General features: G+C 45.6%; 27 protein-coding genes. 5 read left to right on the top strand and 22 right to left on the bottom strand.

Going from position 1 to position 25,104, the window contains the following annotated elements:
- Window positions 1-47: 47 nt before the first annotated feature.
- A complete protein-coding gene (gene corA / locus IE104_RS03310; protein WP_189416034.1) occupies window positions 48-1,004 on the bottom strand; it encodes a magnesium/cobalt transporter CorA in 957 nt (318 codons plus the stop codon).
- Between the two features lie 160 nt (window positions 1,005-1,164).
- Window positions 1,165-2,100 carry an LpxL/LpxP family Kdo(2)-lipid IV(A) lauroyl/palmitoleoyl acyltransferase gene (gene lpxL, locus IE104_RS03305; protein ID WP_189416032.1) on the bottom strand — a complete coding sequence of 312 codons (936 nt, stop codon included), beginning with the start codon at window positions 2,098-2,100 and terminating at the stop codon, window positions 1,165-1,167.
- 194 nt (window positions 2,101-2,294) lie between these two features.
- On the opposite strand from lpxL, the gene IE104_RS03300 reads away from it, so the two are divergent.
- On the top strand, window positions 2,295-2,603 hold the full coding sequence (locus IE104_RS03300; protein WP_189416031.1) for a hypothetical protein: 309 nt from the start codon (window positions 2,295-2,297) through the stop codon (window positions 2,601-2,603).
- Window positions 2,604-2,662: 59 nt separating this feature from the next.
- Here the strand turns inward: IE104_RS03300 and grxD are convergent, their stop codons facing one another.
- The gene (gene grxD, locus IE104_RS03295; RefSeq protein WP_189416030.1) at window positions 2,663-2,980 is read right to left on the bottom strand and encodes a Grx4 family monothiol glutaredoxin; all 318 of its coding nucleotides are present in this window, start codon (window positions 2,978-2,980) and stop codon (window positions 2,663-2,665) included.
- Window positions 2,981-3,306: 326 nt separating this feature from the next.
- On the opposite strand from grxD, the gene IE104_RS03290 reads away from it, so the two are divergent.
- On the top strand, window positions 3,307-4,797 hold the full coding sequence (locus IE104_RS03290) for an ATP-binding protein (RefSeq protein WP_189416029.1): 1,491 nt from the start codon (window positions 3,307-3,309) through the stop codon (window positions 4,795-4,797).
- Window positions 4,794-5,468: a response regulator gene (locus IE104_RS03285; RefSeq protein WP_189416028.1), complete on the top strand. Its 675-nt coding sequence runs from the start codon at window positions 4,794-4,796 to the stop codon at window positions 5,466-5,468. The genes IE104_RS03290 and IE104_RS03285 overlap by 4 nt, the downstream gene beginning before the upstream one ends.
- A gap of 173 nt (window positions 5,469-5,641) precedes the next feature.
- On the opposite strand, the gene IE104_RS03280 is transcribed toward IE104_RS03285, so the two are convergent.
- The 18 genes from IE104_RS03280 to IE104_RS03195 form a co-directional block, all read right to left on the bottom strand.
- Window positions 5,642-7,243, bottom strand: a complete 1,602-nt coding sequence (locus IE104_RS03280) for a methyl-accepting chemotaxis protein (RefSeq protein ID WP_189416026.1) — start codon at window positions 7,241-7,243, stop codon at window positions 5,642-5,644.
- 51 nt (window positions 7,244-7,294) lie between these two features.
- The gene (locus IE104_RS03275) at window positions 7,295-8,401 is read right to left on the bottom strand and encodes a carbohydrate porin (protein ID WP_189416025.1); all 1,107 of its coding nucleotides are present in this window, start codon (window positions 8,399-8,401) and stop codon (window positions 7,295-7,297) included.
- Window positions 8,402-8,579: 178 nt separating this feature from the next.
- Entirely contained in the window at window positions 8,580-9,137 is a 558-nt protein-coding gene (locus IE104_RS03270; protein WP_189416024.1) for a Spy/CpxP family protein refolding chaperone, read from the bottom strand.
- Between the two features lie 174 nt (window positions 9,138-9,311).
- Window positions 9,312-9,785 carry a GyrI-like domain-containing protein gene (locus IE104_RS03265; protein WP_189416023.1) on the bottom strand — a complete coding sequence of 158 codons (474 nt, stop codon included), beginning with the start codon at window positions 9,783-9,785 and terminating at the stop codon, window positions 9,312-9,314.
- Window positions 9,786-9,809: 24 nt separating this feature from the next.
- A complete protein-coding gene (locus tag IE104_RS03260) occupies window positions 9,810-10,196 on the bottom strand; it encodes a YciI family protein (protein WP_189416022.1) in 387 nt (128 codons plus the stop codon).
- A gap of 11 nt (window positions 10,197-10,207) precedes the next feature.
- Window positions 10,208-10,741: an SRPBCC family protein gene (locus IE104_RS03255; protein WP_189416021.1), complete on the bottom strand. Its 534-nt coding sequence runs from the start codon at window positions 10,739-10,741 to the stop codon at window positions 10,208-10,210.
- Window positions 10,742-10,763: 22 nt separating this feature from the next.
- Window positions 10,764-11,162 carry a VOC family protein gene (locus IE104_RS03250; protein WP_189416020.1) on the bottom strand — a complete coding sequence of 133 codons (399 nt, stop codon included), beginning with the start codon at window positions 11,160-11,162 and terminating at the stop codon, window positions 10,764-10,766.
- A gap of 20 nt (window positions 11,163-11,182) precedes the next feature.
- The gene (locus tag IE104_RS03245) at window positions 11,183-11,584 is read right to left on the bottom strand and encodes a VOC family protein (protein ID WP_189416018.1); all 402 of its coding nucleotides are present in this window, start codon (window positions 11,582-11,584) and stop codon (window positions 11,183-11,185) included.
- Between the two features lie 17 nt (window positions 11,585-11,601).
- Window positions 11,602-11,970, bottom strand: coding sequence for a DUF1428 domain-containing protein (locus tag IE104_RS03240; RefSeq protein WP_229837594.1), 369 nt, complete (start codon window positions 11,968-11,970; stop codon window positions 11,602-11,604).
- 17 nt (window positions 11,971-11,987) lie between these two features.
- On the bottom strand, window positions 11,988-12,338 hold the full coding sequence (locus IE104_RS03235) for a GFA family protein (protein ID WP_229837593.1): 351 nt from the start codon (window positions 12,336-12,338) through the stop codon (window positions 11,988-11,990).
- Between the two features lie 10 nt (window positions 12,339-12,348).
- Window positions 12,349-12,807: a VOC family protein gene (locus IE104_RS03230; protein ID WP_189416017.1), complete on the bottom strand. Its 459-nt coding sequence runs from the start codon at window positions 12,805-12,807 to the stop codon at window positions 12,349-12,351.
- A gap of 111 nt (window positions 12,808-12,918) precedes the next feature.
- Window positions 12,919-14,166 carry an RNA polymerase sigma factor gene (locus IE104_RS03225; protein WP_229837592.1) on the bottom strand — a complete coding sequence of 416 codons (1,248 nt, stop codon included), beginning with the start codon at window positions 14,164-14,166 and terminating at the stop codon, window positions 12,919-12,921.
- A gap of 26 nt (window positions 14,167-14,192) precedes the next feature.
- Window positions 14,193-14,621: a low affinity iron permease family protein gene (locus tag IE104_RS03220; protein WP_189416016.1), complete on the bottom strand. Its 429-nt coding sequence runs from the start codon at window positions 14,619-14,621 to the stop codon at window positions 14,193-14,195.
- Window positions 14,622-14,643: 22 nt separating this feature from the next.
- Entirely contained in the window at window positions 14,644-14,928 is a 285-nt protein-coding gene (locus IE104_RS03215; protein WP_189416014.1) for a putative quinol monooxygenase, read from the bottom strand.
- Between the two features lie 13 nt (window positions 14,929-14,941).
- Complete coding sequence (locus tag IE104_RS03210; protein ID WP_189416013.1) at window positions 14,942-15,232, bottom strand: helix-hairpin-helix domain-containing protein; 291 nt, start codon at window positions 15,230-15,232, stop codon at window positions 14,942-14,944.
- A gap of 30 nt (window positions 15,233-15,262) precedes the next feature.
- Window positions 15,263-15,661: a DUF4260 domain-containing protein gene (locus IE104_RS03205; protein WP_189416011.1), complete on the bottom strand. Its 399-nt coding sequence runs from the start codon at window positions 15,659-15,661 to the stop codon at window positions 15,263-15,265.
- 16 nt (window positions 15,662-15,677) lie between these two features.
- Window positions 15,678-18,113, bottom strand: a complete 2,436-nt coding sequence (gene hrpB, locus IE104_RS03200) for an ATP-dependent helicase HrpB (protein ID WP_189416010.1) — start codon at window positions 18,111-18,113, stop codon at window positions 15,678-15,680.
- Between the two features lie 84 nt (window positions 18,114-18,197).
- Complete coding sequence (locus tag IE104_RS03195) at window positions 18,198-20,222, bottom strand: TonB-dependent receptor family protein (protein ID WP_189416009.1); 2,025 nt, start codon at window positions 20,220-20,222, stop codon at window positions 18,198-18,200.
- A gap of 176 nt (window positions 20,223-20,398) precedes the next feature.
- On the opposite strand from IE104_RS03195, the gene IE104_RS03190 reads away from it, so the two are divergent.
- The gene (locus IE104_RS03190; protein WP_189416008.1) at window positions 20,399-22,855 is read left to right on the top strand and encodes an EAL domain-containing protein; all 2,457 of its coding nucleotides are present in this window, start codon (window positions 20,399-20,401) and stop codon (window positions 22,853-22,855) included.
- Between the two features lie 70 nt (window positions 22,856-22,925).
- Here IE104_RS03190 and IE104_RS03185 read toward each other — a convergent pair whose 3' ends face one another.
- Window positions 22,926-23,861, bottom strand: coding sequence for an NADP-dependent oxidoreductase (locus tag IE104_RS03185; RefSeq protein ID WP_189416006.1), 936 nt, complete (start codon window positions 23,859-23,861; stop codon window positions 22,926-22,928).
- Window positions 23,862-23,983: 122 nt separating this feature from the next.
- On the opposite strand from IE104_RS03185, the gene IE104_RS03180 reads away from it, so the two are divergent.
- Window positions 23,984-24,901 carry a LysR family transcriptional regulator gene (locus IE104_RS03180; protein ID WP_189416005.1) on the top strand — a complete coding sequence of 306 codons (918 nt, stop codon included), beginning with the start codon at window positions 23,984-23,986 and terminating at the stop codon, window positions 24,899-24,901.
- Window positions 24,902-25,104: the final 203 nt, after the last annotated feature.

Raw genomic sequence — 25,104 nt, 5'->3', positions numbered from 1 at the left:
AAAAGCCCGATATAAATCGGGCTTTTTTGTGTCTGATGAACCAGAAATTACAGCAAATCTTTGCTTTTAAAGTACCAGTAAGGCAGCAAGCCCGAGAGCAGCATGATCAAGAGTGCAAATACCCAGCCGTGCGCCCACTCCACGTTAGGCATAATTTTAAAGTTCATGCCGTAAAAGCTCGCAACCACAGTGGGCGGCAGGAAAATCACGGCCGCTACCGAGAAGGTTTTAATAATCTGGTTCTGTTCAATGTTGATGAAGCCTTGCGTTGAGTCCATCAAGAAGTTGATTTTATCGAACAAGAACGCGGTATGCGCCATCAGCGTATCCACGTCACGCTTGATCTCACGCGCTGTTTCGTTGAGTTCATTGTTGTCGCGAATGTAGCGCTGCAAAAAGGAGATTGAGCGCTGGGTATCCATCAAACACAGGCGGATTTTTCCATTGCTATCTTCCAACTTGGCAAGCTTATCAATCGCCTCTTCCAGCTCTGAATCCTCATCTTCCAGCACCATGTGACTAACTTCTTCGAGCTTGCGATGAATATCTTCCAAGGCGTCCGCGAGGTTCTCAACCTTTTGCTCGAACATGGTGATGAGCAAATCTTGCGGCGAAATAATATGCACCTGCCCACGACGAGCGCGCATACGCAGAAGACGGAAGTCTGCCAGGTCGCCTTCGCGAACAGTAATCAAACGCTTGTCTTGCAGGAGGAATGCTACGGTTACGGTGTTATGACGGCCGTTTTCACCGGGAGACAGAAACAGGGAGTGAACGTGAACACCTTCATTATCCTGGAAATAACGCGCGGAGAATTCGATCTCATCGACGTCGTCTGATTCGGGCAGTTCGGCACGCAGAAAGGTATTGAGCTCGTCACGCTCCTCGTCACTGGGCTCATGGGCGTCAATCCAGACGGCATTTGCCATGGTGACCTTGAGCTCATCGGCATTAACCGCCTCTTCGCGCAGCAATTGGCCTTGAATTTTAAACATTCTTAACATCAGTGTTCCTCTACAGCCCTATCAAGGCCAGTTCTATCAAGTCAAGGTTCTATCAAGGCAAATCAAGGTTGCGCCAAGGTTTAAGGCGCGCCTTATACCACATTCTGGTCAGAGGTTCCGGCTTTTTTTACCAGATCACAAGCCCTGCCTACACTCTAGCTCAGGATTTGGGTTTCGCGTACAAACTCGCCTCACCCACCGGACGGGTTTTAAAGCGGCGATGCACCCACAGATATTGATCCGGCTGCTTGGCAATTGCCGTTTCTATACAATGGTTAATGCGAGTCGCATCAGCGACATCGTCACCACTTGGATAACCCTCCAAAGGCGGCTCTATGACCAAATGGTAATGGTTGTTTTCGTCGCGATAATGAGCGAAAGGAATCACGGCCGCCTTACCGAGCTCCGCAATACGTGCAGTGCCCACAACCGTGGCTGCTTGCACCCCAAAAAACGGGGCGAAGACACTGTATTTAGCCCCGAAGTCCTGATCCGGCGCATACCAAACAACATTTCCCTGACGCAGATTTTTGATCAATTGACGGGTGTCGTTGCGCACTATGGCATTGCCGGCAAAACGCTCGCGGGCACTAATAAGCTTGTAAGCCAGCAGTGGATTGGGATCTTTGCGATAGAGCATGTCGTATTTGATGTGGAATGCCAAAATACGAGCCGCTGCATCCAAGGTGGTGAAATGGCAACCCACCAGCAAGACTCCCTGCCCTCTGGCCTGCGCCGCCTCTATATGCTCCAAACCGCGTATGGTGTACCGCTGCTTTAATTGACGCTCGGGCCCCCAGAGAGCTACAGATGTTTCAACCACGCTCTTTCCGGTGGAATGCATAACCTTGCGCAACAGGGTGTGCTGTTCTTCTGCCGACAACTGCGGAAAACACTGGGCGATATTGACCTTGGCGATATGCTTACGCGAACCCGCCACATAAAAGAACACATCACCGAGTAAGCGTCCAAATGCCAAACTAATGGACATGGGCAAGGCGCCCAAGATATGGAAAAACCCAAGCCCCAGCCAAGTGGGCCAATAACGTGGGCCGTAGAATGATGTGCGAAATTCAGGTGGGCTGCGTTTATCCACTAAGGATCCTTTAACTCGAATGGGGAACCGGAAATGACGGCCAAAATTTAATTTGGGCGAATTATATCAGCCTGCTGCACGGATTAAATCCAGCTTTGTTGAGGCGCATGGAAAGAAAAAGCGAGCCTCATCTGCTACTCTGTTGGCTTTGCGAACCCGGGCTACTTTGGCTGTAGCTGCCTTGAGTCAAGACTATGAATATCCAGCAAATATCCAACAATATTGACCAGAAGCTAAACCAGCTGGATCAACAACTGGGCCAGCTACACGCTCAGCTTCCCGGCGCTGGCGACAACCGCGAACAACTCTTAAATGATATGGCGGCATTGGAGCAAATTAAAACCAAGCTCCAGAAGTCCCGTAGCATTATGTGGCAAGCACACGAGCTACAGAGCAATGGCGACCTAAAACGCTGGCAGCAAAAACGCTGGCTGGGCATCGGCTTGTGTGTTGTGAGCGCAATCGGGCTGCTGATGCTGATCTTCCTGGTTCTTAGCCGCTGAACCCCGAAAATAAAAAAGCCAGTCGAAACTGGCTTTTTTGGTACTAGGGTATCACGCGCTTAGGCGGCAACAGCCGCATCAATCAAGGGCTTTAACTCACCCTTTTCATGCATCTCGGTCACAATATCGCAACCGCCAATTAACTCGCCTTTTACCCACAATTGCGGGAAGGTTGGCCAGTTGGCGTATTTTGGCAATTCAGCGCGAATCTCTGGATTGCTCAAAATATCAACATAAGCGAAACGCTGGCCGCACGCCATAACCGCCTGGGATGCACGCATAGAGAAACCGCATTGGGGCGCATTGGGCGAGCCTTTCATGAACAGAATAACGGGGTTCTCGGCGATTTGTTGCTTGATAGTGTCTAAAACATCCATAAAGGGTACCTCTAAAACAGTTAATGACTAAAATTACGCGCGCCAGAAACAAGGCAGCGAGCTTAAAAACCTAGTAAAGCACTCAAGTATTCCCATTCTACCCCAGTTGAAATCCAAACTCACCCACAGAACCACGCAAAATAGAACACTTAAAAATATCCCCCTTTGGGAAGCCAAAACCTTGGTTTGGCGCACCGCCGCCGGTCTACCCCACTGGATTAGCGGAACTGTTGCGTGCAAGATTAGCCAAAAGGCGGGTTTATAAATTAAAACCGTTAGTCCTGTTTATTCATTTCAAACCAAACGATGTAAAGGTTAAGGCGCACATGCTGAAGTTAAGGCTGCAATTTTTTATTGTGATGTTAGTGATTTTTAGTCTGCTCACCACAGGCTTATATGTGTTTATAAAACTGAGTTTTAAACAAGACTTTTGGAAATATATTGAGCAAAAAGAAACTCGTTTTGCTCAACCACTGATAGTAGACCTGACAAAAAATTTTCACGAACAAAAAAGTTGGGAGTGGATAAGCGACTGGGAAAGTTACGTGGTCGCCAAGCTTGAATCTGGAACACGGGAATACCGAAAAGCAAACCCAAAACAATTTGGTGATCCTATTCCCGAACCACCCTCCCTGGCACCAGATGGAACCCTAATCCATCAAGAAATTATTATTAACGAACAAACGCAGCGTATGTTTCGCGAATGGCGACGCATGCCCCCCATGTTTGCGTTGCGTTTTATTTTTTTGCTGGATGCTGACCGCGAACTTATCGCAGGAAAAAAACAAGATCTTAATGAAGCTTTTCTAATCCCATTAATGGATGAAAACAGAGTCGTTGGCTATCTCGGCATTCCATATAACCCCGCTGTGCGCGATTTGCAAGACGCAGATTTTGCGCAAGGACAAGAACATAAATTATCGTTAATCATTTTAATCGCCCTGGTGATTGCTGGCCTTGCATCTTTTCCCCTCGCACATTTACTCACCAAACGAATCAATTATTTAGTTCGCCAGGTAAATTTATTTAGCGCGGGTAATTACCGGGAAAAAGTTTCGTTGAAAGGTCACGATGAACTCACCGAATTAGCCCAACACCTAAACAATTTGGGTGAAACGCTGGAACGCAGTGAAAATACCCGTCGCCAATGGGTGGCAGATATATCGCACGAATTACGTACTCCCATCGCCGTCTTGCAGGCAGAATTGGAAGCGGTAGAAGATGGTGTGCGGCCAATGGATAGCGATACAGTAACGCGCTTGATATCGCACAGCCAACGGCTTAAACATTTGGTAAACGATTTGTATGAGCTTTCGCTTACCGATCTTGGCGGTATGACTTATCGCAAAAACACTATGGATTTAGCCTCTTTACTGCAAGAATCTGTTAACAACATGCAACCACAGTTTTCACTGCAGGATATTGAACTCAAGCTTTCTTTGCCGAATTCTCCCGTAATGATTTTTGGTGACCACAATCGTCTTCAACAATTATTTGTTAATTTATTGAAAAATAGCCTGCAATATACCAATGCACCAGGAATAACTCTGGTGTCTTTGAAAGTTGAACAACAGCAAGCAATAATTAGCGTTGAGGATACCGCTCCCGGTGTTGCTGAAGAACATCATGAAAAACTGTTTGAACGTTTATATCGCGCAGATTCATCGCGCCATAGAACAACCGGAGGAGCTGGTTTAGGTTTATCAATTTGTAAAAATATTGTTACGGCTCATGAAGGTAAAATTACCACCGGCAACAGTGAACTGGGTGGATTAAAAATTACCATTAACCTTCCCTGCGCAAAGGATCACCTATGAACATATTAATTGTTGAAGACGAAATTGATTTAGGCAGCATAGTTCGCGATTACCTAAACAGTAACGGATTTAATTGTACCCTGGTGCACGACGCTGATAGCGGGCTCGAAAAAATACAACAAGAATCCTGGGACTTGATTGTGTTGGATGTAATGCTGCCAAGCAAAACTGGAAGCATCAACGGCTTGCGCTTGTGCCAGGAAGTGCGTAACAACACCAACACTCCCGTCATCATAATGTCTGCTCGAATTGAGGAAACTGATCGTTTACTGGGATTTGAATTAGGTGCAGATGATTACATATGCAAACCCTTTAGCCCGCGTGAATTAGTGGCGCGCGTAAAAGCAATTTTGAAGCGCGTGAATCCAGAGTTACCAACCCAGGATTTCCAACTCATTAAAGAATCACTCACCGCTATGTATGGCGCAAATAAAGTTGAATTAACACTGATTGAGTATCGAATTTTAAAAACCTTGTCTGCGCGCCCCAACACTATTATTTCGCGCGATGATTTAATGCGAAATGCTTACAGTGATCACCGGATTGTAAGCGATAGAACCATGGATTCGCACATCACCAAGTTACGCAAAAAATTGCTTCCTTTAACTGATAAAGAAATTATCCACTCTGTTTATGGCGCCGGTTATAAGTTTCAAATAAGCGATAAGTAGGCTGGAATTCCTCCCAAAAATGGCCTCCGTTGGCCTTTTTTCTACAAAAACGTCCATTATTTTCAAGTTCCATAGTCTTTGCACATTTGTGCAGGACTTGTTTTTCAATCACGCTTCGCCTGAAAGAATGTGAGCCAAAAACTCCTTTACCCGAACGAACACCTTACTGATTGTCAGGTTCTAAACTGTTTAAGTAGCTCTTCAACTTTTAGAACCTGGGTTTCCAAATGCTGGCGAGAGACTTGCGCCAGCTCTCCGGCATCCTGGTTGTCGCGAGCTTGTTTTAAAATTTTATTAATGCTGCCATTAATCTGCGCCATTTCTTGCTTTTCATCTTCAGATGCATGGGCAATATGGGCGTTCATCGATTTTATTTGCTCCACAACGCCCACAATATCCGCAAAAGCGCCAGACGTTTTTCCTATACGCTCTTTAATCATTAGTGCTTGTTTCTGCGCACTGTTCATGACCTCAACCGCTTTTGCAGAGCCAGAGGATAAGTTGGTAATAATAGTTTCAATTGATTTGGTTGATTCCTGTGTGCGGGAAGCCAAACTTCTAACCTCGTCAGCAACTACCGCGAATCCTCGTCCGGTTTCGCCAGCGCGCGCTGCTTCAATTGCAGCATTTAACGCGAGCAAATTGGTTTGCTCGGCGATACTGCGGATCACTTCCAACATGGCGCTGATGTTTTGGCTGTCGGTCACCAAATTTGAAATGACTTGCGAGGCTTTATCTACTTCGTTTGCAACCTGATCTACGCCCTGCTGAGCAAGTACAACAATGTGGTTGCCGGAATGAGTGCTCAGTACAGCTTGCTCAGAAGCCTGATTAGCCCGCTCGGCAGCATCACCCACTTTAAATAACGAATCAGAAATTTTTTGAACAGCTTCTGCCACCAGGGAAATTTCCGTCACCTGGGCACTAGCCACCGCAGCTGTAGTTCCAATGCTCTGGGTAATTTGCGAACTCGCCGCCATTAAAGAATGATTGCTGTGTTGCACCTGGCTAATCAAGGCTTGAAGTTTTTGCACAAAGGTATTGAACGCATAGGCTAAGCGCCCGACTTCAGCGTCTCTGTTGGCGTCGGGCAAGCGCACTGTTAAATCACCAGACCCTGCACTTAACAAAGATAATTGCGTCGTCACAGTTTCAATAGGATTTAAAATAATTTTTATCGCAAAATAAAATACCAAGCCTGCCATCGCCAATGAGAACAACAAACCGAAAATCAGTTTGAAATTTGCCCCCGAAACTACACCTGCAATACTTTTTGTTTGTCCCTCTACTTTGCCATCTGCTACTTCTTCCATTTGCGAAATAAAATTAAGTAAGCTTTCAACCTGATCATCGAATAATTTAAAAGTGGCTTCAGCACTTTCCGAATTATTTGCAAGTTGGTTGAACAATTGATCACGCATTTTATGATAGGCATCAAGCTTGGTGTTTAATTCGGATACCTGTGCGGCATCCATCAAACCCTGTGCTTTCATGCGATCAAGAGCATCAGTTTCGCGTTCCATCGCGTTAGTCAATTGTGCTCGTGCGCTACTCTGGTCAATTTTTTTGCTGTATAAGCGCTGCAACGTAATAATTTGATTTTCAAGCTCGATCTGTCCTTCCATGGCGCCGTCAGCGGTATTCCAGGCCGGCCCGGTAATATAATCAAGCATGCGCGACATTTCCCCGGTAGCGCTATGGCCTATGTAGGTGCTCACACCCATCACCGATACAAACGCTAGCAGCCCAATAATTATTGCCTTTTTGATATTCATGAAGCACTCCCACCTAATGGTTTCATCCTGACACTACAATCAATCAGGCAATTAAAATTCAACGTAGAGCCGCAAACCCACGGCCAAACTATTATCAAGGTCCGGTGCCATGCCAGGATTCATCACTGAATACAAACTCGATTGGATACTTACCTTTTCCATTAATGGTCGAAAGTAAGATAACTCCACAACAGTTTCAGCAGACAACACATCAGGATTCACTTTTAAATAATCGGCGCTATTTTTAGCTTTTGCATAGGCCAAGCCTATAACATCGCCATCTATCCACGGATTTTTGTAACTGACTCCTAACCCCAAATAACTTTCCAATTGGTTTTTATTTTCGTTAGCACGACCATACTGAAAAAATGCGGAAAAATTTTCGGAAAAATATTTTTCACCAAGCAGGTAAAAACCGTTGTTAGAGTCGATAAGGCTTCCATCAACAGGATTTTCAATAGCTGCTGTATGGCGCCAGGCACCTAAAGCAATTTTATAATCGTGTTCCTGCGCGAAGCCCCACTCGGTCGCCATTAACAAACCATCATCATCGCCAAATTTTACGTGCGTGCCATGAGGATGCGAAGGATCGCCGGGCACGCCATCGTACACAGCCAATAAAAAATATTGGTCCTCATGACTCAGCGTTAAATGAACAGTAGCTGCGGTTACTGGAAAAATTGAGGGCGTAACTTGTGCGATTTCGGGACCAATTCCCATTGAAGACAAATTGAATAGACTGGCAGACTCGAGCGAATAAAATGTGGAATTGTAATCATGCAATCCCACCAATAACTTAACATTACCTTCGGCAAAGCTATGCTCATACCAAAATTCATAAAGCGTTAAATTATTTTCAGCTTCAATATTGGATAGGGTTTGCAATTCGCCAGTAAGTGCAGAAGGCGGCTTACCATAGTTTCCCAAAACATAAATAAAGAGCGTGCCGCTACTCCACCAACCTGCGGCTTGCGTATCCACGCTCAGCGTTAAATCCAAATTAGCGAGATTGCGTGTGCCTGTTTCAACCCCACCATGAAGGTTGGTGATTGATTCCAGTGTTAAGGCATGAGCCCACGTATATGCTTGGGCCTCTTCCGCAAAAATATTAGGGGAAGCTGTACACAATAAGGAAATAGCCAGAACTTTCTTCACCATAAGATGAAATCCATGTGCCGGAATATTCTGAAAGTATAGGCAGGATTAAAAAATTCGCAGCGGAAAAGCAGAAGGAATAATTCGAATAAACAATGCGCCGAGCATTCACTTTTGAAATTAAGTAAATGCCCGGCTCAATGGAAATACTATGGCTGGAAAAAAGTTGTGTCGGTTGCCACTATTCTTGCTTTCTAAACTCTCGCTTGTGTGGCGAATTTTTTCGTTCAGCTTTAAATGAATCCAGCTTTTGTTTTTGCTCAGGCGTTAACACACTGACGAATTGCTTATGCATGTTGATACGCGCCAATTCCTGTTGAGCAAGAAGCTCCGAAAAGTCCTTTGCCAATCGCGCAAGCGTCACATCATCGGCATTAGTTTCGCCAGCTTTAATCAGTGCTTCATGTGCGGTTCGCAATTTGTCATGCAATTCTCGTTGCGCGGGCTCCTGGGCATTGCGGGCATCCTCAAGAACTTTTTTCTGTTCATCGGTTAAATCTAACTTAGCCGCAGGAAAATGGTGTTTGAATTTATGCCTGGATACCCAAGGCTCAGCATCACCCTTTTCATCGGCAAAACGCTCATGATGTTCGCTTGGCTCGCATTTCTTTACTACATCGGTTTGCGCAACAGCTGGAAAACTAAAAATACTGGTGGCCACGATTGCGGCCATCAGCATACTTAGCTTCTTCATATTTAAATGCTTCATAACTGACTTTTGCATAATTAATTTTTGCATAATTGCTCTCCGCAGAAGGAAGTGAATAATGACTCAAACAGGCTGCAAAAAATTTATTGCAGATGAGTTAATTATGCACTTATCCCTGTAAATAACAGTAAGCAAGCATGCAAAGAATATGGAAGCTTTGTGCAAGAAAAAAATACAGCAAAAATTCCACGCGTTCAGCATTAATTAAGAGAGTTCTAATGGCAGCCATATTTCTATACCGCCTACACCCTTAACCGGATCAAAATCTTCAGCGTAGCGCTCAAAAAAATGAATCGATTGTGAATTATGTTTATAGCTGGACTTGGGCAACCATTGATCAAAAATATAATCGATGGTGCTTCTAATAGACGACACATGTCCTTCATGCGTGAAGACTGCGTATTTATGCGCAGGCACTATGAGTGGACTTAAATCCGGAGGCAAATTCCCAAACTCACTGACTTCACATCCGGCCATGTAGTAATAATGTCCGTTACTACTTTCACTGCTGCGCACACATAAACCGTAAGCAACGGCATTTTTTTGGAAAGGAATGTGATTAATGTAGGGACCAAATTTTTGCCACAAGAGTGGAATTTTTTCCGCGCTCTGTTCATCAAGCGGTTCGCGCATGCCCGCTATTAGTAATGGAGGCTGTTCTATAAAACGTGGGCTCATAATTATAAATCCTTCACAAGAGATTTAAGAAAACTGCGGCTGTAAACGTTCATCTTTTTCGGGATTCAATTCCCGTATAGGACGTATTTCAACGCACCCCAAACGCGCAGGCGGAATCTTGCTGGCAATTTGAATTGCTTCATTTAAATCGCGCGCTTCCAGTAAATAAAAACCGGCAAGCTGCTCTTTAGTTTCAGCAAAGGGGCCATCGGTCACCAATTGTTTTCCATCGCGCACGCGCACGCTGGTGGCAGTGGTGACCGGATGCAATGCATTGCCACCCAGCATGTAACCGCCACTACGCAAATCTTCGCCACAGGCAACGCACTCTTCGTTGAGTGATTGCCATTCCGATTGAGTCATAGCGTTAATCGTTTTTTCTTCGTAGTAAATAAGGGCGAGGTATTTCATAAGGTTTACTCTTAATCAGGATTTTCAGTTAATGTTTTTAATTTGGACAAACCGGCTTCAAAGTCTTTCCCAACCATTTTGTCCATATCCATAAATACACACATAAGCTTACCCATAAAAACTTGTGGGCCACGCATCTCCCAGGTAACCAGAGTTCCATCGCCTTCTGGGGTGAAGGTAAATTCAGCAACATTGTGTGCTTCGAAGGGCTTATAGAAATCCAATTTGATGATAATATTCTGCCCGGCAACAGAGTCAGTAATTTCCATTTTCCCCGTCCCTAAATTTTTATCGCCATTCCATTCATATATTGCACCTATACCAGCTGCCGAGCCGGAATAGGTTCGTTGCATAGCGGGATCTTTCGTTTCCCATGGCGACCATAATTTCCAGCGTGTGAAATCATTGATTTCTGCAAACACTTTTTCGGGATCAGCATTAATTTTTAACTTGCGCACAATACTGAAGCGGTTCGGTTTTGTTGCGGCATAAATCAGTATTCCCGCCACAAAACAAACCACAATTATTAAAATTAATCTAAACATTGTTTCACCTTTTCAAACGGAATTAAGTCGTGGGATATATATGATTCAAAATCCATATATATCCATCTGGGTCTGTAAAACCATGGCTATATAAAAATCCATAATCTTTCGCCTCAGTTGGACTTGTGCCGCCCGCTTTCACCGCCGTTTTCACTAAGTCATCAACATGCGCAGGGCTATCGCAATGCAAACACAACAACACACCCGTGCTTTGTGCAGGGTTAACAATCGGTTTATCCGTGAATTGCTTGAAGTGTTCGTGGCTCTGCAAAACAACATTAATGTATTCGCTGATACACATGCAGGAAGCACCTTCACCACGAAATACCGGGTGCGGTGTAAAACCCATTGCCGAATAAAAAGTGATAGACCTGTCGAGGTCATTTACGGGAATGTTGACAAAAATGGTATCCAAACTCATGGCTGACTCCGTAATTCCGATTATTGAATATGGCTCGGTTCCATAAACGCAAATTCCCATTGATGACCATCCAAATCCTCAAAACCGTGGCAGTACATAAAGCCGTGATCTTGCGGCTCGTTATAAATTCTTCCACCGGCAGCTACAGCTTTTCGTACAGTCTCTTCAACATCTGCGCGACTTTCAGAGGACAAACACACCAACACTTCTGTAGATTTTTTTGCATCAACTAACTCTTTACTTGTAAAGCCTTTAAAGAAAGGTTCAGTTAACAACATGACATAGATAGTGTCGCTAATCACCATGCAGGCAGCGTCATCGTTGGTAAATTGCGGATTAAAGCTATAACCCAGGCTTCCAAAAAATGTTTTGGATTTTGGTAAATCCTTAACCGCTAAATTCACAAATATTTGCTTGGCCATTTTTTTCTCCTTACTCATTAGTTTTTGTTAAATACAACAAGGGGTTTAAAACCGGCATAGGCCATACGATCCATATCAAATGGCATTTCAGAATTTTCTTGTAATCGAGGATCAGCAAACACTTTTGCCATTATCACATCGCGCTCTTCACGCGAGGGATATACCACCCAGGCAAATACTACCAACTCATTTTCTTTAGTGCCTGCGGCTTGTTCAAATGTCATTTTCCCGCCGGACTTCATGTCATCACCAATGGTTTCCCAGTAGGCCAAAGCGCCGTGCTCCATCCAAACCTCACCGGCTTTGTTTGCCATTGCTTTATAAGCATCGAGTTTATCTGCCGGCAGCGGCAATAAAAAACCATCTACATATTGGGTCATTTTCATACACTCCTATTCACAAATTAAAGGGATTTGCCGTCGTAATGGTGTACAGGAACAGCTAAGGGATCTATACCCTCAATGCAGCGAATATTAATTGCAAAGGTTGGATTCCCTTTTGGATCTATTGCTTCACCAAAAGGTTGTACGCCACACACGCCACAGAATTGATGCTTAATAATGTGTTTATTAAAGGTGTAAGTTGTGATGTTTTCACGCGGTGTTAACAAGTTCACCTTATCCGCAGGCACAAACCATAAAAGCGTGCCTTTACGTTGGCAAATAGAACAATTACAGGCCAATGCGCCTTCAATTTCACCTTCGGCTTCAAACGCAATTTTTCCGCAGTGGCAGCTACCTTGATATTTCATCATTAACTCCTCATTAAATTTTGTTGTAGGCTTGCTGTAACACAGCAATATCAATTTTGCTCATTTGCATCATGGCATTCATGACCGCTTGAGCTTTTGCAGGATCAGAGTCGCGCAAGAGCTGACTCATTTGTGTGGGAATAATTTGCCAGGACAATCCAAATTTATCTTTTAGCCATCCACAGCGGGACTTTTCACCGTCCGCCGATAAACGTTCCCATAAATCGTCGACTTCTGCCTGGTCTTTGCAATCAACAAATAAAGAAATTGCAGGCGTAAAGGTAAAATGAGGGCCACCGTTAAGCGCATGAAAGGCTTGCCCTTCCAGCTCAAAACTGACAGACATAACCCGATCTGTTTGGCCCACATGGGTGACATTAGTGATGGCCGAATTCTTGAAAATGGAGGCGTAAAACTCAGCGGCTTCAAGCGCATTGTCGTTAAACCATAAAAACGGCGTGATCTTTTGCATTTCACAACTCCTTTGGGTGATTGATACTTAATAGTCGTTCGCTAATCCTGCAAATCGACACACAAACCAAAAATATTTTTATTTTTTTAAAATTACCCTTTAAATGGCAATTTAGGCGCTCAACCGGGCAATTTTTTCACGCAAAAAACGACGCTCTGGCTCCTGTTGAGTCAATGCTAACGCCTGCTGGTAGGAGGATCGAGCGGCGTCTAGCTGGCCGAGCTGGCGGTAAAAATCCGCGCGTGCAGCATGTAACAGATAGTAATCCTGTAATTCGCCTCTTGCACTAATAGCGTCAATTACTTGCAACCCTGCTTCTGCACCATCGCGCATTGCGAGCGCCACAGCGCGGTTTAGTTCGATGACAGGCGATGGACTCATGCGCAACAAGAGATCGTAGAGCCCAATAATTTCCGGCCAATCGGTATCTGCATAATTGGTAGCTTCTGCATGTACGGCAGCTATGGCCGCTTGAACAGAATAAACGCCAAAGCCACCCATAGTTAATGCGCGCTGGATAAATTGAGAAGCCTCGGCAATTTGTAGACGATTCCATAACGAGCGATTCTGCTGCTCCAGAGTTAACAAATTACCCTCAGAATCCATACGTGCAGTGGTGCGCGAATCTTGCACTAGCATCAAACCTAACAACCCCAACACTTCCGATTGCGGGATAAGCTCTATCAGCAAACGCCCTAAACGAATGGCCTCCTGTGTGAGGTGCTGGCGCGTAAGTAAATCCCCCGATGACGCGGAATAGCCTTCGTTAAACAATAAATAAATAGTGTGCAAAACCGCATTCAAACGCGCTGGCAATTCATGTTGCGCTGGGATTTCATAGGGAATAGCAGCGTCGCGAATTTTATTTTTTGCGCGCACAATTCGCTGTGCAATTGTCGGTGGCGTCGCTAAAAAAGCGCGCGCTATTTCCTCGGTGGTTAACCCGCACACTTCACGCAAGGTCAAGGCAAGCTGGGCCTCAATAGACAAGCTCGGGTGGCAACAGGTAAAAATTAATTTTAACTGGTCATCTTCAATAGAATCGTTAAACCACTCCTCGCTATCACTCACGGCGGATTCAAGTTCCTCCGCAATACCGGCAAGGGATTTATTAAATAAGGCTCGCCTACGCAAGTGGTCAATCGCTTTAAAACGCCCTGTAGATACTAACCACGCGCGCGGGTTTTGTGGCACACCTTCAAGCGGCCATTTCGCAAGGGCGGCAATAAAGGCATCGTGCAATGCTTCCTCAGCCAAATCAAAATCGCGTAACAAACGAATAAGCGTGGCCAGAACGCGGCGCGATTCGCGGCGATAGATTTCGTTTATATTCGCAACTATATGCTGGCGGTTATCCAATCTGATTCCTGTTTATTTAGTTGGCTTTATTCAGCTCTTTTGTCATTGATCTCAGGTGTGTCTGTATCGGCCTCACCTTTTTCAATGCGTGCACGAGCAAGACTGGCAAGTATTTCATAGCGACGACGAAACTCATCCAATTGCGCTTCATCAAGCTCCTCTAAATCCAACAATTTGTTGTGCGCGCCCTGGGTAACGCGAATAAGTTCATCAAGTTTTATTTGAATGGCTTCAGTATCACGATTTTGTGTGCTCTGAATTAAAAACACCATTAGAAAAGTAATAATCGTAGTGGCGGTATTAATCACAAGCTGCCATGTATCGCTGAAATCAAATAGCGGGCCGCTAATAATCCATACCAATATCGTTGCCATGGCAAATACAAATACTATAGGGCGACCACAAAAGCGCGATATTTGTTTCGCAAAATTCGAATACCAATTTGTGATTTTCATAAGGTGAATTACCCATTTCTAATTATTCGTTTGTGTAGTAAATACCGAAAGGAGGCTTAGCGAAAAATACCGTTGCTTGCTGGATTCTTTCTTTAGGAATAATACTGGCCGCGGCTTGGTGATGTGCGATTGATATCAATTCTTCTATTACTGCGAGCTGTGCGCTATTTTCTGCACCTTTTAATAAATGGCATTTGATACAGCCATCTGCTTTGCTAACTTCGTTAACTACGTCTTGCATAAAAGCCAGTAAATCTGCTTCGCTGCCAGCTTTGGCTTCAAAATGATTTATACGTGTAATGCTCATAGCTACCACCTTATTATTGTTGACGTAAGATTTCTTTCCGTGCGGAAGTGTATTCCCACCAGGGGCGCGCTGGTTCGCCTTGCATAAAACTAACCACCGACATAAAAACGTCTATCACGCAGGGATCGTGCTTAACGTTCGTTAAATGACATAAATCGTCATAGAGTTGAAAGGCATCACAGGCAATTAAATCAGCGGGAACGTTTATGCCTAGCAATTGCAAATCTGCAGCCATGGCTTTACCGATATTTGGTAAATCTGTCAGCTTGCCAAGCTTGTTACGATCTACTTTGTTCGGATTCATAAGGCCTCCCGCGCTTCTGGCACGGCACAATTAATTTTCTTTGCTATGCCCTAACTTGCCAAAATGGGTGTAACGAAAACCTTTGGAATACTTCACGCCAAAACCTAATGCACGGTCAAAACCTATGTGCGCAATCCAAATAATCGCCAATTGATTAGCATTAGATGAAGACACAAAAAAGCCGTAGGCAAACAGCATGAGCGGTAAAATATAGGAGTGCATGGTGTTATAAGCAATAGCCCCAACACGCGAGCTGTGGAAATAGGCGAAGAAAGATAAATCGGGCGCGAGGAAGACTAAAATAAAAAATCCCCACTGGAAGCCCATAAATTCATAGGCCATCAATGCAAATAGAAAAATGGCAAGGCCTTCCAGGCGCAATAACCAACGCACATGCCCTGTAACATAACCCTGCTCAAGTTTACTCATAAGTATTTCCTGTCTGTTATTTTTGTTGTAATGCCAACTTTCGTTTTGTTAAGGCTGTAGCTTCATGCTCAAGCGGATTTTCTGGCCAGGGATGCCGTGGATATTTACCGCGCATCTCTTTGCGAACTTCCGGATAGGCTTGCCGCCAAAAAGTTTGTAAATTCATAGTAATCGCCAGCGGGCTGCCATTAGGCGAAAGCAAATGAATTTTTAAAGGTAACTTGCCACCCGCCAGTTGCAATTGCTCACAACCAAAAAATTCTTGCAGCTTTGCCGACACCTGCGGTACGCCCTCAGCCGAAAATTCTACAACAACATGGCGCCCACTCGGTAACTCAATTTTTTCTGGCAAGGCTTGCGCTATAGCCTGGCAGTTTTCATATCCTAAATAAAACTCCAACGCATTCAACCAAGGCAATTGGTCCAGCGTTGTTTGGGCGGTTAAAAAAGGCAAAAGCCAAATATCTAAAGTTGCGGTTAAAGCTTCATCATTCAAATTGGGCAAATCCAGCAGCGACTGGGATTGCACAAAGCGCGCTCGCTGTAAAAGTCGCTCGGCATTGGCGCTCCAGCTGAGCTGCATTAAACCTTTTTCAGCAATTTTTTCCTGAATTAAATTTAACAGTAGCTTAGGAATTTGTTCCGCAGCAAGCGCAACAAATTCTTCGCCAATAACGACCCCGCCCATTCGCCATTCGTTGTGGAGCTGCCACATGCTACCCTTGTGAATCAATCGGCTTTGCTGTTGGCTAAGGCTACGTTGCTCATCGGCAGATAATTGCAAAGCTATTCCAATACCGCTATGACCTTTAGGCTTTGAATTAATAATGGGAAACACCGCCCACTGCGAATCAAGTTTGGCTTGGGGTTCCACACTGATGCCAGAATTCAACCTAAACCGGCCTGAATCCTGTTGGTAACCAATGCGATCACTGAAGGCGCGCGCCAAATTATTTACTTGAAGCTTATCAGCCGACACTATTGTTAATTGTAATTTTTGTAGCCAACGTTTTTGCTGATGTTGCCACTGGCGATTGCGCTGCAATTCCTGCGCTGCAAGTTGCAGTAAATCATCTATATCAGTTTCGCACGACAAATCAAAATGCAAAGCCAAGGCCAGGAGCATCTCAGCTTCAGCAATAGATTTTTCCTGCGCTAATAAAAAAGCAGCTATGCGCGGATGAGTGCCCAATGCGCTCACCTGCTCCCCCGCTGGAGTAATTTTATTGTCAGCGTCTAGCAGTTTCATTTGCCGCAACTGCTGTTGCGCAAAATCCAGCGCTAATTTATTGGGGGATTCCAGCCACGGCAAGGACAAGGCAGGGCTTCCCCAGTGCGCAAGACGCAGTGCAAGCGGCAAATAATCTGTTGCGCGAATTTCTGGCAAATCGGCTGCGGCCAAAGGCTGGTCTTGTGACCATAAGCGAATACAGTGCCCCTGCTGTACACGCCCGGCACGGCCACGACGCTGATCAGCACTCGCCTGACTAATGCGCGATAATCGTAAACGCGTTAAGCCCGTACGCTGTTCATAATCGGGGCGGCGCACTTGTCCCGAATCTATCACTAAGGTCACATCAGCAATTGTTAAGGACGTTTCTGCGATATTAGTCGCCAATATAATGCGCGGACCCGACGCAGGATTTAATGCGCGTTTCTGCTCAACATTGGGCACACGGCTGTGCAATCGAAAAATAGCCTGGTTCGGATAACGTGCTTGAATAGCCTGAGTGCACTTTTCAATCTCACTCCAGCCCGCAAGAAAAACCAGCGTAGTGGCAGCTTGCCATTCTGGATGAGAAACCAGTGCACGTAAAACATGATCCTCAACCCGCTCAGGATAAGGTGTGTTATTTTTTGCAGGCAAATATTGGGTTGAAACGGGAAAGCAACGCCCCGGTGCAAATAACCGTTGCGGCATTTGTTGCTGCAATTGTGGATCGGGCGTGGCGCTCATTAAAATAATGCGCAAGTCTTCACGTAGAATTTGTACTTCTTGTAGCCACGCCCAGGCAGTATCCTGGTTGACCGAACGCTCGTGAATTTCGTCGAGCATTACGCAGGCAATATTTTCCAGCGTAGGATCTTGCAACAAATGCTGCAGCAAAATTCCCGGTGTCATTACTATTAGCCGTGAGCTATCCCCAACACAATTATCGTAGGGCACTTGATAAGCTACTGTTTGCCCTACTTCATCGCCAACTAACTCTGCCAAGCGCTGCGCAAGCGATTGGACCGCCAGTACACGAGGTTGTACTAATATAATTTTTTGTTTAGCGGCCAGCTGATGCAACATCCACAGTGGTGCAAGGGTTGATTTTCCCGCACCCGGCTCGGCCTCCAATAACAAGGTTCCTTTGTGAAGCGCGCGAAAAAAGTCATTGCGCAATTCAGTTAACGGATATTGCGGCAAGTTGTTTAGAAAATTTTTAGATGTAAAGTCCTGGCTCACTAAATCTCTCAATAATTAACAGGTAGCTTTTATATCCGTACTCGAAGTTGATTTCTATTACCGAGAGCATCAAGCACACCGAACTTAAAACTCATACCCAAATTTAACACCCGCGGCTAAATTCCTTCCGCTCGCCGGTTCAAATGCGCGGCCATTGGTTTGATTCACGATAATCGAACCTACATAATTTTCGTCGCCAATATTTGCAAGCTTTATCCACCAATCAGTCTGCACATAGAATTTAAATTTACCAGACACCGAAAGATCAACTGTAGTGTAAGACGGGGCTTTTACCTGATTATTATCATTAGTTGCAACCTGACCACGATGAACCCCGTTTAAACCCAACCTAAGCAATTCATTACCCAGTGGTGACCAATTAATTTGTACATAATGATTTTGTTTAGCAACACCCGGTAACTGCAAATTATCAAATTGTCCTTCCGTATACAGAGCATCCAAATAATTCAAGGCCAAGCGTAAATCTACATGTGAATTAAATGCGTAGCGCGAGTTGAATTCTACACCTTTACGCTCGGTTGCCGTTGCGTTGATATAAGTGGTTCGACCATTGTTGGATTGGTCTACCACTAATTCATCCTGCGTTTTGACTGCAAATGCGGTTACACCCAAGGTAAGTTTTTTGCCCTGATAATCCACACTTATTTCTTGTTGGCGATTTGTAGCTGCATCCAGTGTATTGTTAAAACCTTTATCGCCGTTGGTATATGCCATCTCCGTTAGCGTGGGAGTTTCAAACCCGCTACCCAAGGCTGCGCGAACCGAAATCTGTTCATTAATTTGATAACGAGTGGCAAGCGTTTCAGACGAGCGCGAAAATTTTTTATCGCCGCTGTCATCCGCATTTTTGCCAGGGATAATAAAATAATCTGCTACTGACAATTCTACGTGAGACTGGCGCGCACCGAGCAACCATTGCCATTTGTCCGTCACCTGCCATTGCAAAAGTGCGTAGGCATCATGATTGTCCGCTTCATTAAATTCATCGCGGCGCAAATCTCCAGCAACGCCGGCGTTATTCACGTAGCCCTTGCGCGCATCGTTCATGGATGACCACTCGCCACCCAAGGTGAAACTGGCTGGAGAATTCGCCAGCTCAAAATCCCAGGTGTAATTGCCATTACCGCCGCTAAAGCTGCGGTGTAAATCCACTACACCGCCGGAGTTAGAAAGTGCATCGCCACGCAGTGCAAGATATTGCTGGATGTGGCGATCACCGCGCCAAAGCGCAATTTGCCAACGCTGGTCACCGCGCTCTTGCCTCAGGCTAAAAGCATTTTGCAAATGCTCAATACTTTTACGAGTGTTAAAAAATTCCGCGCCTGAATTTAATTGATAGGGATCTTCTTGCCACTGGGTTTGGGTAAGGCCGAGCGGATCTTGCAGCAATGGTGCACGCTCTTTATCGAATCGCCATTGGGCTTCAATACCATTATCAAATTGGTAATAGACCTGCGCCCCCAATTGCTCACGCTCAGCACTTGCATGGGGCCGATTTCCTTCTGCATTTAACTTGCTGGCCTGAATGCGAGCACTCATTGCGCCATCGTGAAACTCACCCAGGATATGGTGGCGAGCCAAACCATCTTCGTCGGCAGCTGTGTCTATAGAAATGTAATTGGCTTGAGGAATGGCGGTTTTAAGATTTATTACCCCACCCGCCCCATTACCATAAAGTGTCGCCGAGGGCCCGGTGACTACACTGACTTGCTCAACCCCATCCAGGACTGCGCCTGAGAACTGACCCTGGCCATCCGGCATGCTCAGTGGAATACCATCGATTTGCAGCTTTAATCCGCGCACACCAAAGGCCGCACGCGCCCCGAATCCGCGTAAGGTGATACGTGTATCTTGTGCGTAGTTCGAGCGGCTATCAGCTTGCACACCATTTACACCTTGCAAAAGTTCTGCTGCATCGGCTCGGCTGCCCGGCTGAAATTCATCTGCATCAACTAGTCGCGCACCACTGATTGAAGCGCCAGAACGCTCACCCGTTATGACCAATGTTTCAATGCCACTTTGAGCCATAGCTTGTGCTGAAGCTATGGAAAAACAGCCACACCAAATAAGTTTATTTACATTCAGCATTACTAGAACCACCTTTAAATAATGCCGGCGATGCTATCAGAATCACTAGTCCATGCGCAGAATCCTTAACAAAAACATAGAATTATTAGGAAAGCTAAATTTTATAGGGAAGTGAACATTTGCCTTCTATACTGAGTCATAGGAGATCAACGTAACGGTAGTGAGGGAAGTTAATAATGCCTCAAACATTTGGAAACAATGTTCAGCACTTACAGCGCCAATTCCTGGAGAGCTTGCCCCAAAAAGCTCATCAACTGGAAGATTTGTGGCGCCATTTACGTTATTTGCGCTGGAGCGAGCAAGGCTTTAAAACCTTTCAACAACTGGCTCATCGGCTGGTAGGTTCGGGAGCGACCTTTGGCATTCCGGAAATCAGCCAAACTGCGCAATTGCTTGATCAATATCTGCAGGATTATCAGGAACTCGGCCAGCCCATGGGCGGAATAGAGTTTGAAATGATCGATCAAATGGTGAGCGCGCTAGGTCGCACACTTGCCAACGCCAAAACATCTACTTCCTTGAAAGAAATTACCGTTCCGGAAAATACCGGAGCAGGTAAACATATTTTTATTGTGGAATCCGATCACGCGCTCGCTGCATTAATGACTGTTTATTTACGTCAAGCAGGTTTTAGCGTCCATCATTTTAATTCTGCAGGTGCGTGCATCCAGCATCTTAGTTTACAAACACCGCACGCCATTTTAATCGACCCCAACACTGCAAACGAAATTAATTTTGGTTTTGATGCTATTCACCAAATTAAAAATCGAATTGAACAAAACGTACCGATTATATTTCTCTCCGCCCGTAGCGATATGCACACCCGGTTACGCGCGTTGCGTGCAGGTTGCGCAACTTACATAACCAAACCTATTGAATTTTCGTCCCTCGTACGAACCTTGGTTCACACCATAAAAGCCAGTGAAATAACCTACAAAGTTATGATTGTGGACGATGAAGAACTAGTGGCGAGCTATCACGCAGAAATTTTACGCAATGCGGGTATGGATGTAATTTCTGTGTCAAAACCTATGCAAACCTTGCAGCGGGCCGCAGAATTCAAGCCAGATCTGGTTGTGCTTGATATGCATATGCCGGAAATCAACGGAATTGAATTAGCAACTTTGTTACGGCAGAACGAGCAATTTTTATTATTGCCTATTGTATTTGTCACTGCAGATACCTCACCCAAGTTGCGTCAATCTATTGAGTCACTTGGCGTCAATGCGATTCTGACCAAACCAGTTGATATGGACGCATTGGTCATTTCTTGTGAGCGCGCGATACGCGATACCTTTGCCTTAAAACATCGCATAGAAAGCATTACCCAGCGCGGCCATCACACCAACCAAATTACGCGCAGCTATTTTTACGCTGCCATCGATAATGAACTACAGGCAGAACATTCCCACCAATCGCCAACCGCGCTCTATTACATTGCATTGGATATTGAAGAAAGTTTCTATCAAGAGTTTGGACCTTCTGGAAGCGCAAAATTACACGAATTATTTTGTCAGCGTTTAGCGCAGGTTATTGGTAGTGAAGAGCAGTGGTCCGATGTATCTAATTTTGTTGCTTGTGTATTGGTTGGCAAACGCAGCCGGTCGCAACACCAACAGCGCGTTGCCCAAATTGCGGAATACATGTCTGAATCAACCTATGATATTGATGGTGAAACGTTTGTAATCAATACCCACATTGGCGTTCATTTTCTAGACACTGAAATGGGCACCGCAAATACTGCACTGGCTCATGCAGAGCAAGCTTACGAGCGCGCTAAAAAAGCCGTGTCTCCGCCCGCACCGCCGGTTGATAAGCATGAAACTAGCGACGCAAAAATTGCGGCTTCTGCCGCATCCATTTCAATTAACGAGCGGCTCCCTGAGGAAAATCTACGCATTTGTTATCAGCCGATGATTAGCCTGGAAAAATCACAAATTGAACATTACGAAGCCCTGGTTCGCTGGCGAATGGATGATGACGAATTAATTCCGGCTGCTAAATTTTTGCATTATCTTGAAAACTCAAGCATGCGAGTAGACCTGGATCGCTGGGTGCTGCAATCCGCTATTAGCGCAATTACGGTGGACAGCTACGCGCGGGAAAATGCCAGTTTATTTATCCATCTTTCTGACGAAACGCTTGCGCAAAAATCCTTCTTCTCCTTTGCAGCCAATGTATTGCGCAGCTCACGTTTGCGCGGACAGCGGCGGCTTATATTTATCTTTGAGGAATCGTGGATTGTGCAACACCCGGCGGATGCCCGCGCGGTAATCAACGCGCTTAATAATATTGAATGCGGATCTTGCCTGTCACATTCGGGATCGACTCCCGAGAGTTTGGAAATAATTAACACATTTAACTTTAATTACGTTCGCCTTGCGCCTTCACTCACGTCAAATTTGACGAATGATAGCGATCAAGAACGACAACTTGCCAAACTGGTAGGTGCTGCAAAAAATTCAGGGGCGGAAATTATTGCCACTCAAGTTGAAGATTCCAAAAACCTGTCAACCTTGTGGGTCAATGGCGTTCGGTTGTTCCAGGGATTTTTATTGCAATCGCCAGATCAATCCATTCATCCACATAAAGATATTGATGCGCTTAAACAGTTTTTTACACCAACGCCCTAATTCAAAAAAGCGTTGCCATAAAAAAGGCGCTGTAATCGCGCCTTTTTTATTGGGTGAAATTTTTAATGGATTAGCTAACTTGCACCACAATTTTTCCACGCGCACGGCCACTTTCGCTTTTTTCGTGGGCTTGGGCAATATCTTTCAAGGCAAACACACTGTCGATAATAATTTGGATTTTTCCTGCATCAATTAAACGTGCAAGCTCCGTCAATTGCGCTGCACTTGGCTGAACGAAACAAAAGAAAGGTGTTACCTGGTGTTGTTCAGCTGTCGCTGCATCAGGCGCAGAAATAATCGACACCAAGCGACCACCTTGCTTTAAGGTTTGCCAGGATTTAGCTAGCGCATCACCACCTAATGTATCGAATACTACGTCCAGGTCACGCAACTGAGAAAAATCATTTTTGGTGTAATCGATGACCTCATCCGCGCCCAAACTTTTTACCAAATCCACATTGCGGGTAGAAGCAGTGGTGTACACATACGCACCGCGCAACTTAGCCAATTGAATAGCAAAGCTACCCACACCACCGGCGCCTGCGTGAATCAGTACACGCTCACCCGCCTGTACATTTACCATGTCATAAAGCGCTTGCCATGCTGTCAAAGCTGTTAGAGGTACGGCGGCGGCTTGCTGCCAGTTCACTGTCTCAGGTTTGCGCGCGAGCTCACTGGCCTTCACCGCAATGTATTCTGCATAAGCACCATCGCGGCTGATATCGGGGCGGCTGTAAACCGCGTCGCCCAGCTTCCACTCGCTCACATTGGTGCCAAGTGCGGCAACTTCGCCCGCGAAATCCCAGCCCAACACCAGCGGCAACTTGTGCGCTAAAAAGCCTTGCAGGTAACCTTCACGCACTTTCCAATCCACCGGGTTAATACTGGTAGCGTGGATTTTTACCAAAACCTCATCTGCGCCAACCGCAGGAATAGGTGCATTTTCGCAAGCTAAAACATCGCGGTTACCGTAGGCATGGATACGAACAACTTTTTGGGTACTCATAATTGAACTCCTTAAGTGATGGATCATTAATTAACGGAGCCAGTTTATGGGAGCGACTTCTGCTTGATTAGCCAGGCAATTCGAACTAGATTGTTTCCATTAAGGAAACAATAGGTGCGTGTATGTCCATTCCTCTGGAACGTTTACCCGGTCTAATTCTGTTTGCCCGCGTTGCCCAGTACGGCAGTTTGTCGGGCGCGGCCAAAAGTTTGGGGCTGAGCCGGTCTGCTGTGAGCAAGCAACTAACCAGCTTTGAGGCGCAAATGGGCGCGCGCTTAATTCAGCGCACCACCCGTAAATTGGCGCTCACGGAATTGGGCGAGCAAATCCTGCGCGAGGCGCAACGCGTTGAAACAGCGTTGAATGCGGTAGAAAGTATCACTGATGATTTTCGCCAGCAGGTGCGCGGCAAGTTGCGTATTTCCTGCTCTACATCCATGGGAAGAGTCTTACTGCTACCCTTGCTCACTGAATTTTCGGCGCGCTATCCCGAGGTGGAATTGGAGCTGGGGCTGGAAGATCGTTTCGTGGATTTGGTGGCCGAACAGGTAGATGCCGCCATTCGCATTGGACACTTACCCGATTCGTCGCTAATCGCGCGTCGCCTGGGCGAGTTAAGCTGGCAAGTTTCCGCTAGCCCGGCTTATATCGCTCGCCGTGGTGAACCCCAAGTTCCCGCCGATCTAGCCAAACATGGGTGTCTTTACTACCGCAACAGCAGCCGCGCCATGAACAACTGGCAATTCATCAACAAGCAGGATGGCACCACAGAAAGCGTGCACGTCAAAGGCCCGCTGGCGATTAACGATGCCTGTGCGCTGGTGGACGCGGCGATCAGCGGCTTGGGCGTGCTCTTGATTGATAAGGCTTTGGTGGCCGATCCTATCCAGAAAGGTCAGTTGGTACCGCTGCTGAACAGCTATCCCCCCGCCCCCGGCTTCCCGGTTTACGTGGTTTACCCTGCGCGGGATTATTTGCCTGCAAAGACCATCGCCTTCGTGGATTTTTTAATGGAATCACTCAAGCCAAAACTCACATAAACCGGCTTTTTACACGGCCTAAATTTGCCAATATGGCCGTTTGCTTATACTATTGCGGCTCATTTTGTGTTTTTTGCTTATAGATGAAGCAAGAAGCGCAAAATTCGCAAGTCTCGCAGGCAACGCAATTTTATTCTTGTTAAGCGCTACCCAATTGGGCGCTGTGGTTAATTCCCTGCATTTTCATCACCAAGTCATTTAAT

This window comes from Cellvibrio zantedeschiae, assembly GCF_014652535.1.
Classification (GTDB): Bacteria; Pseudomonadota; Gammaproteobacteria; order Pseudomonadales; family Cellvibrionaceae; genus Cellvibrio; species Cellvibrio zantedeschiae.
This window is presented reverse-complemented; position numbering and strand designations above follow the sequence as displayed.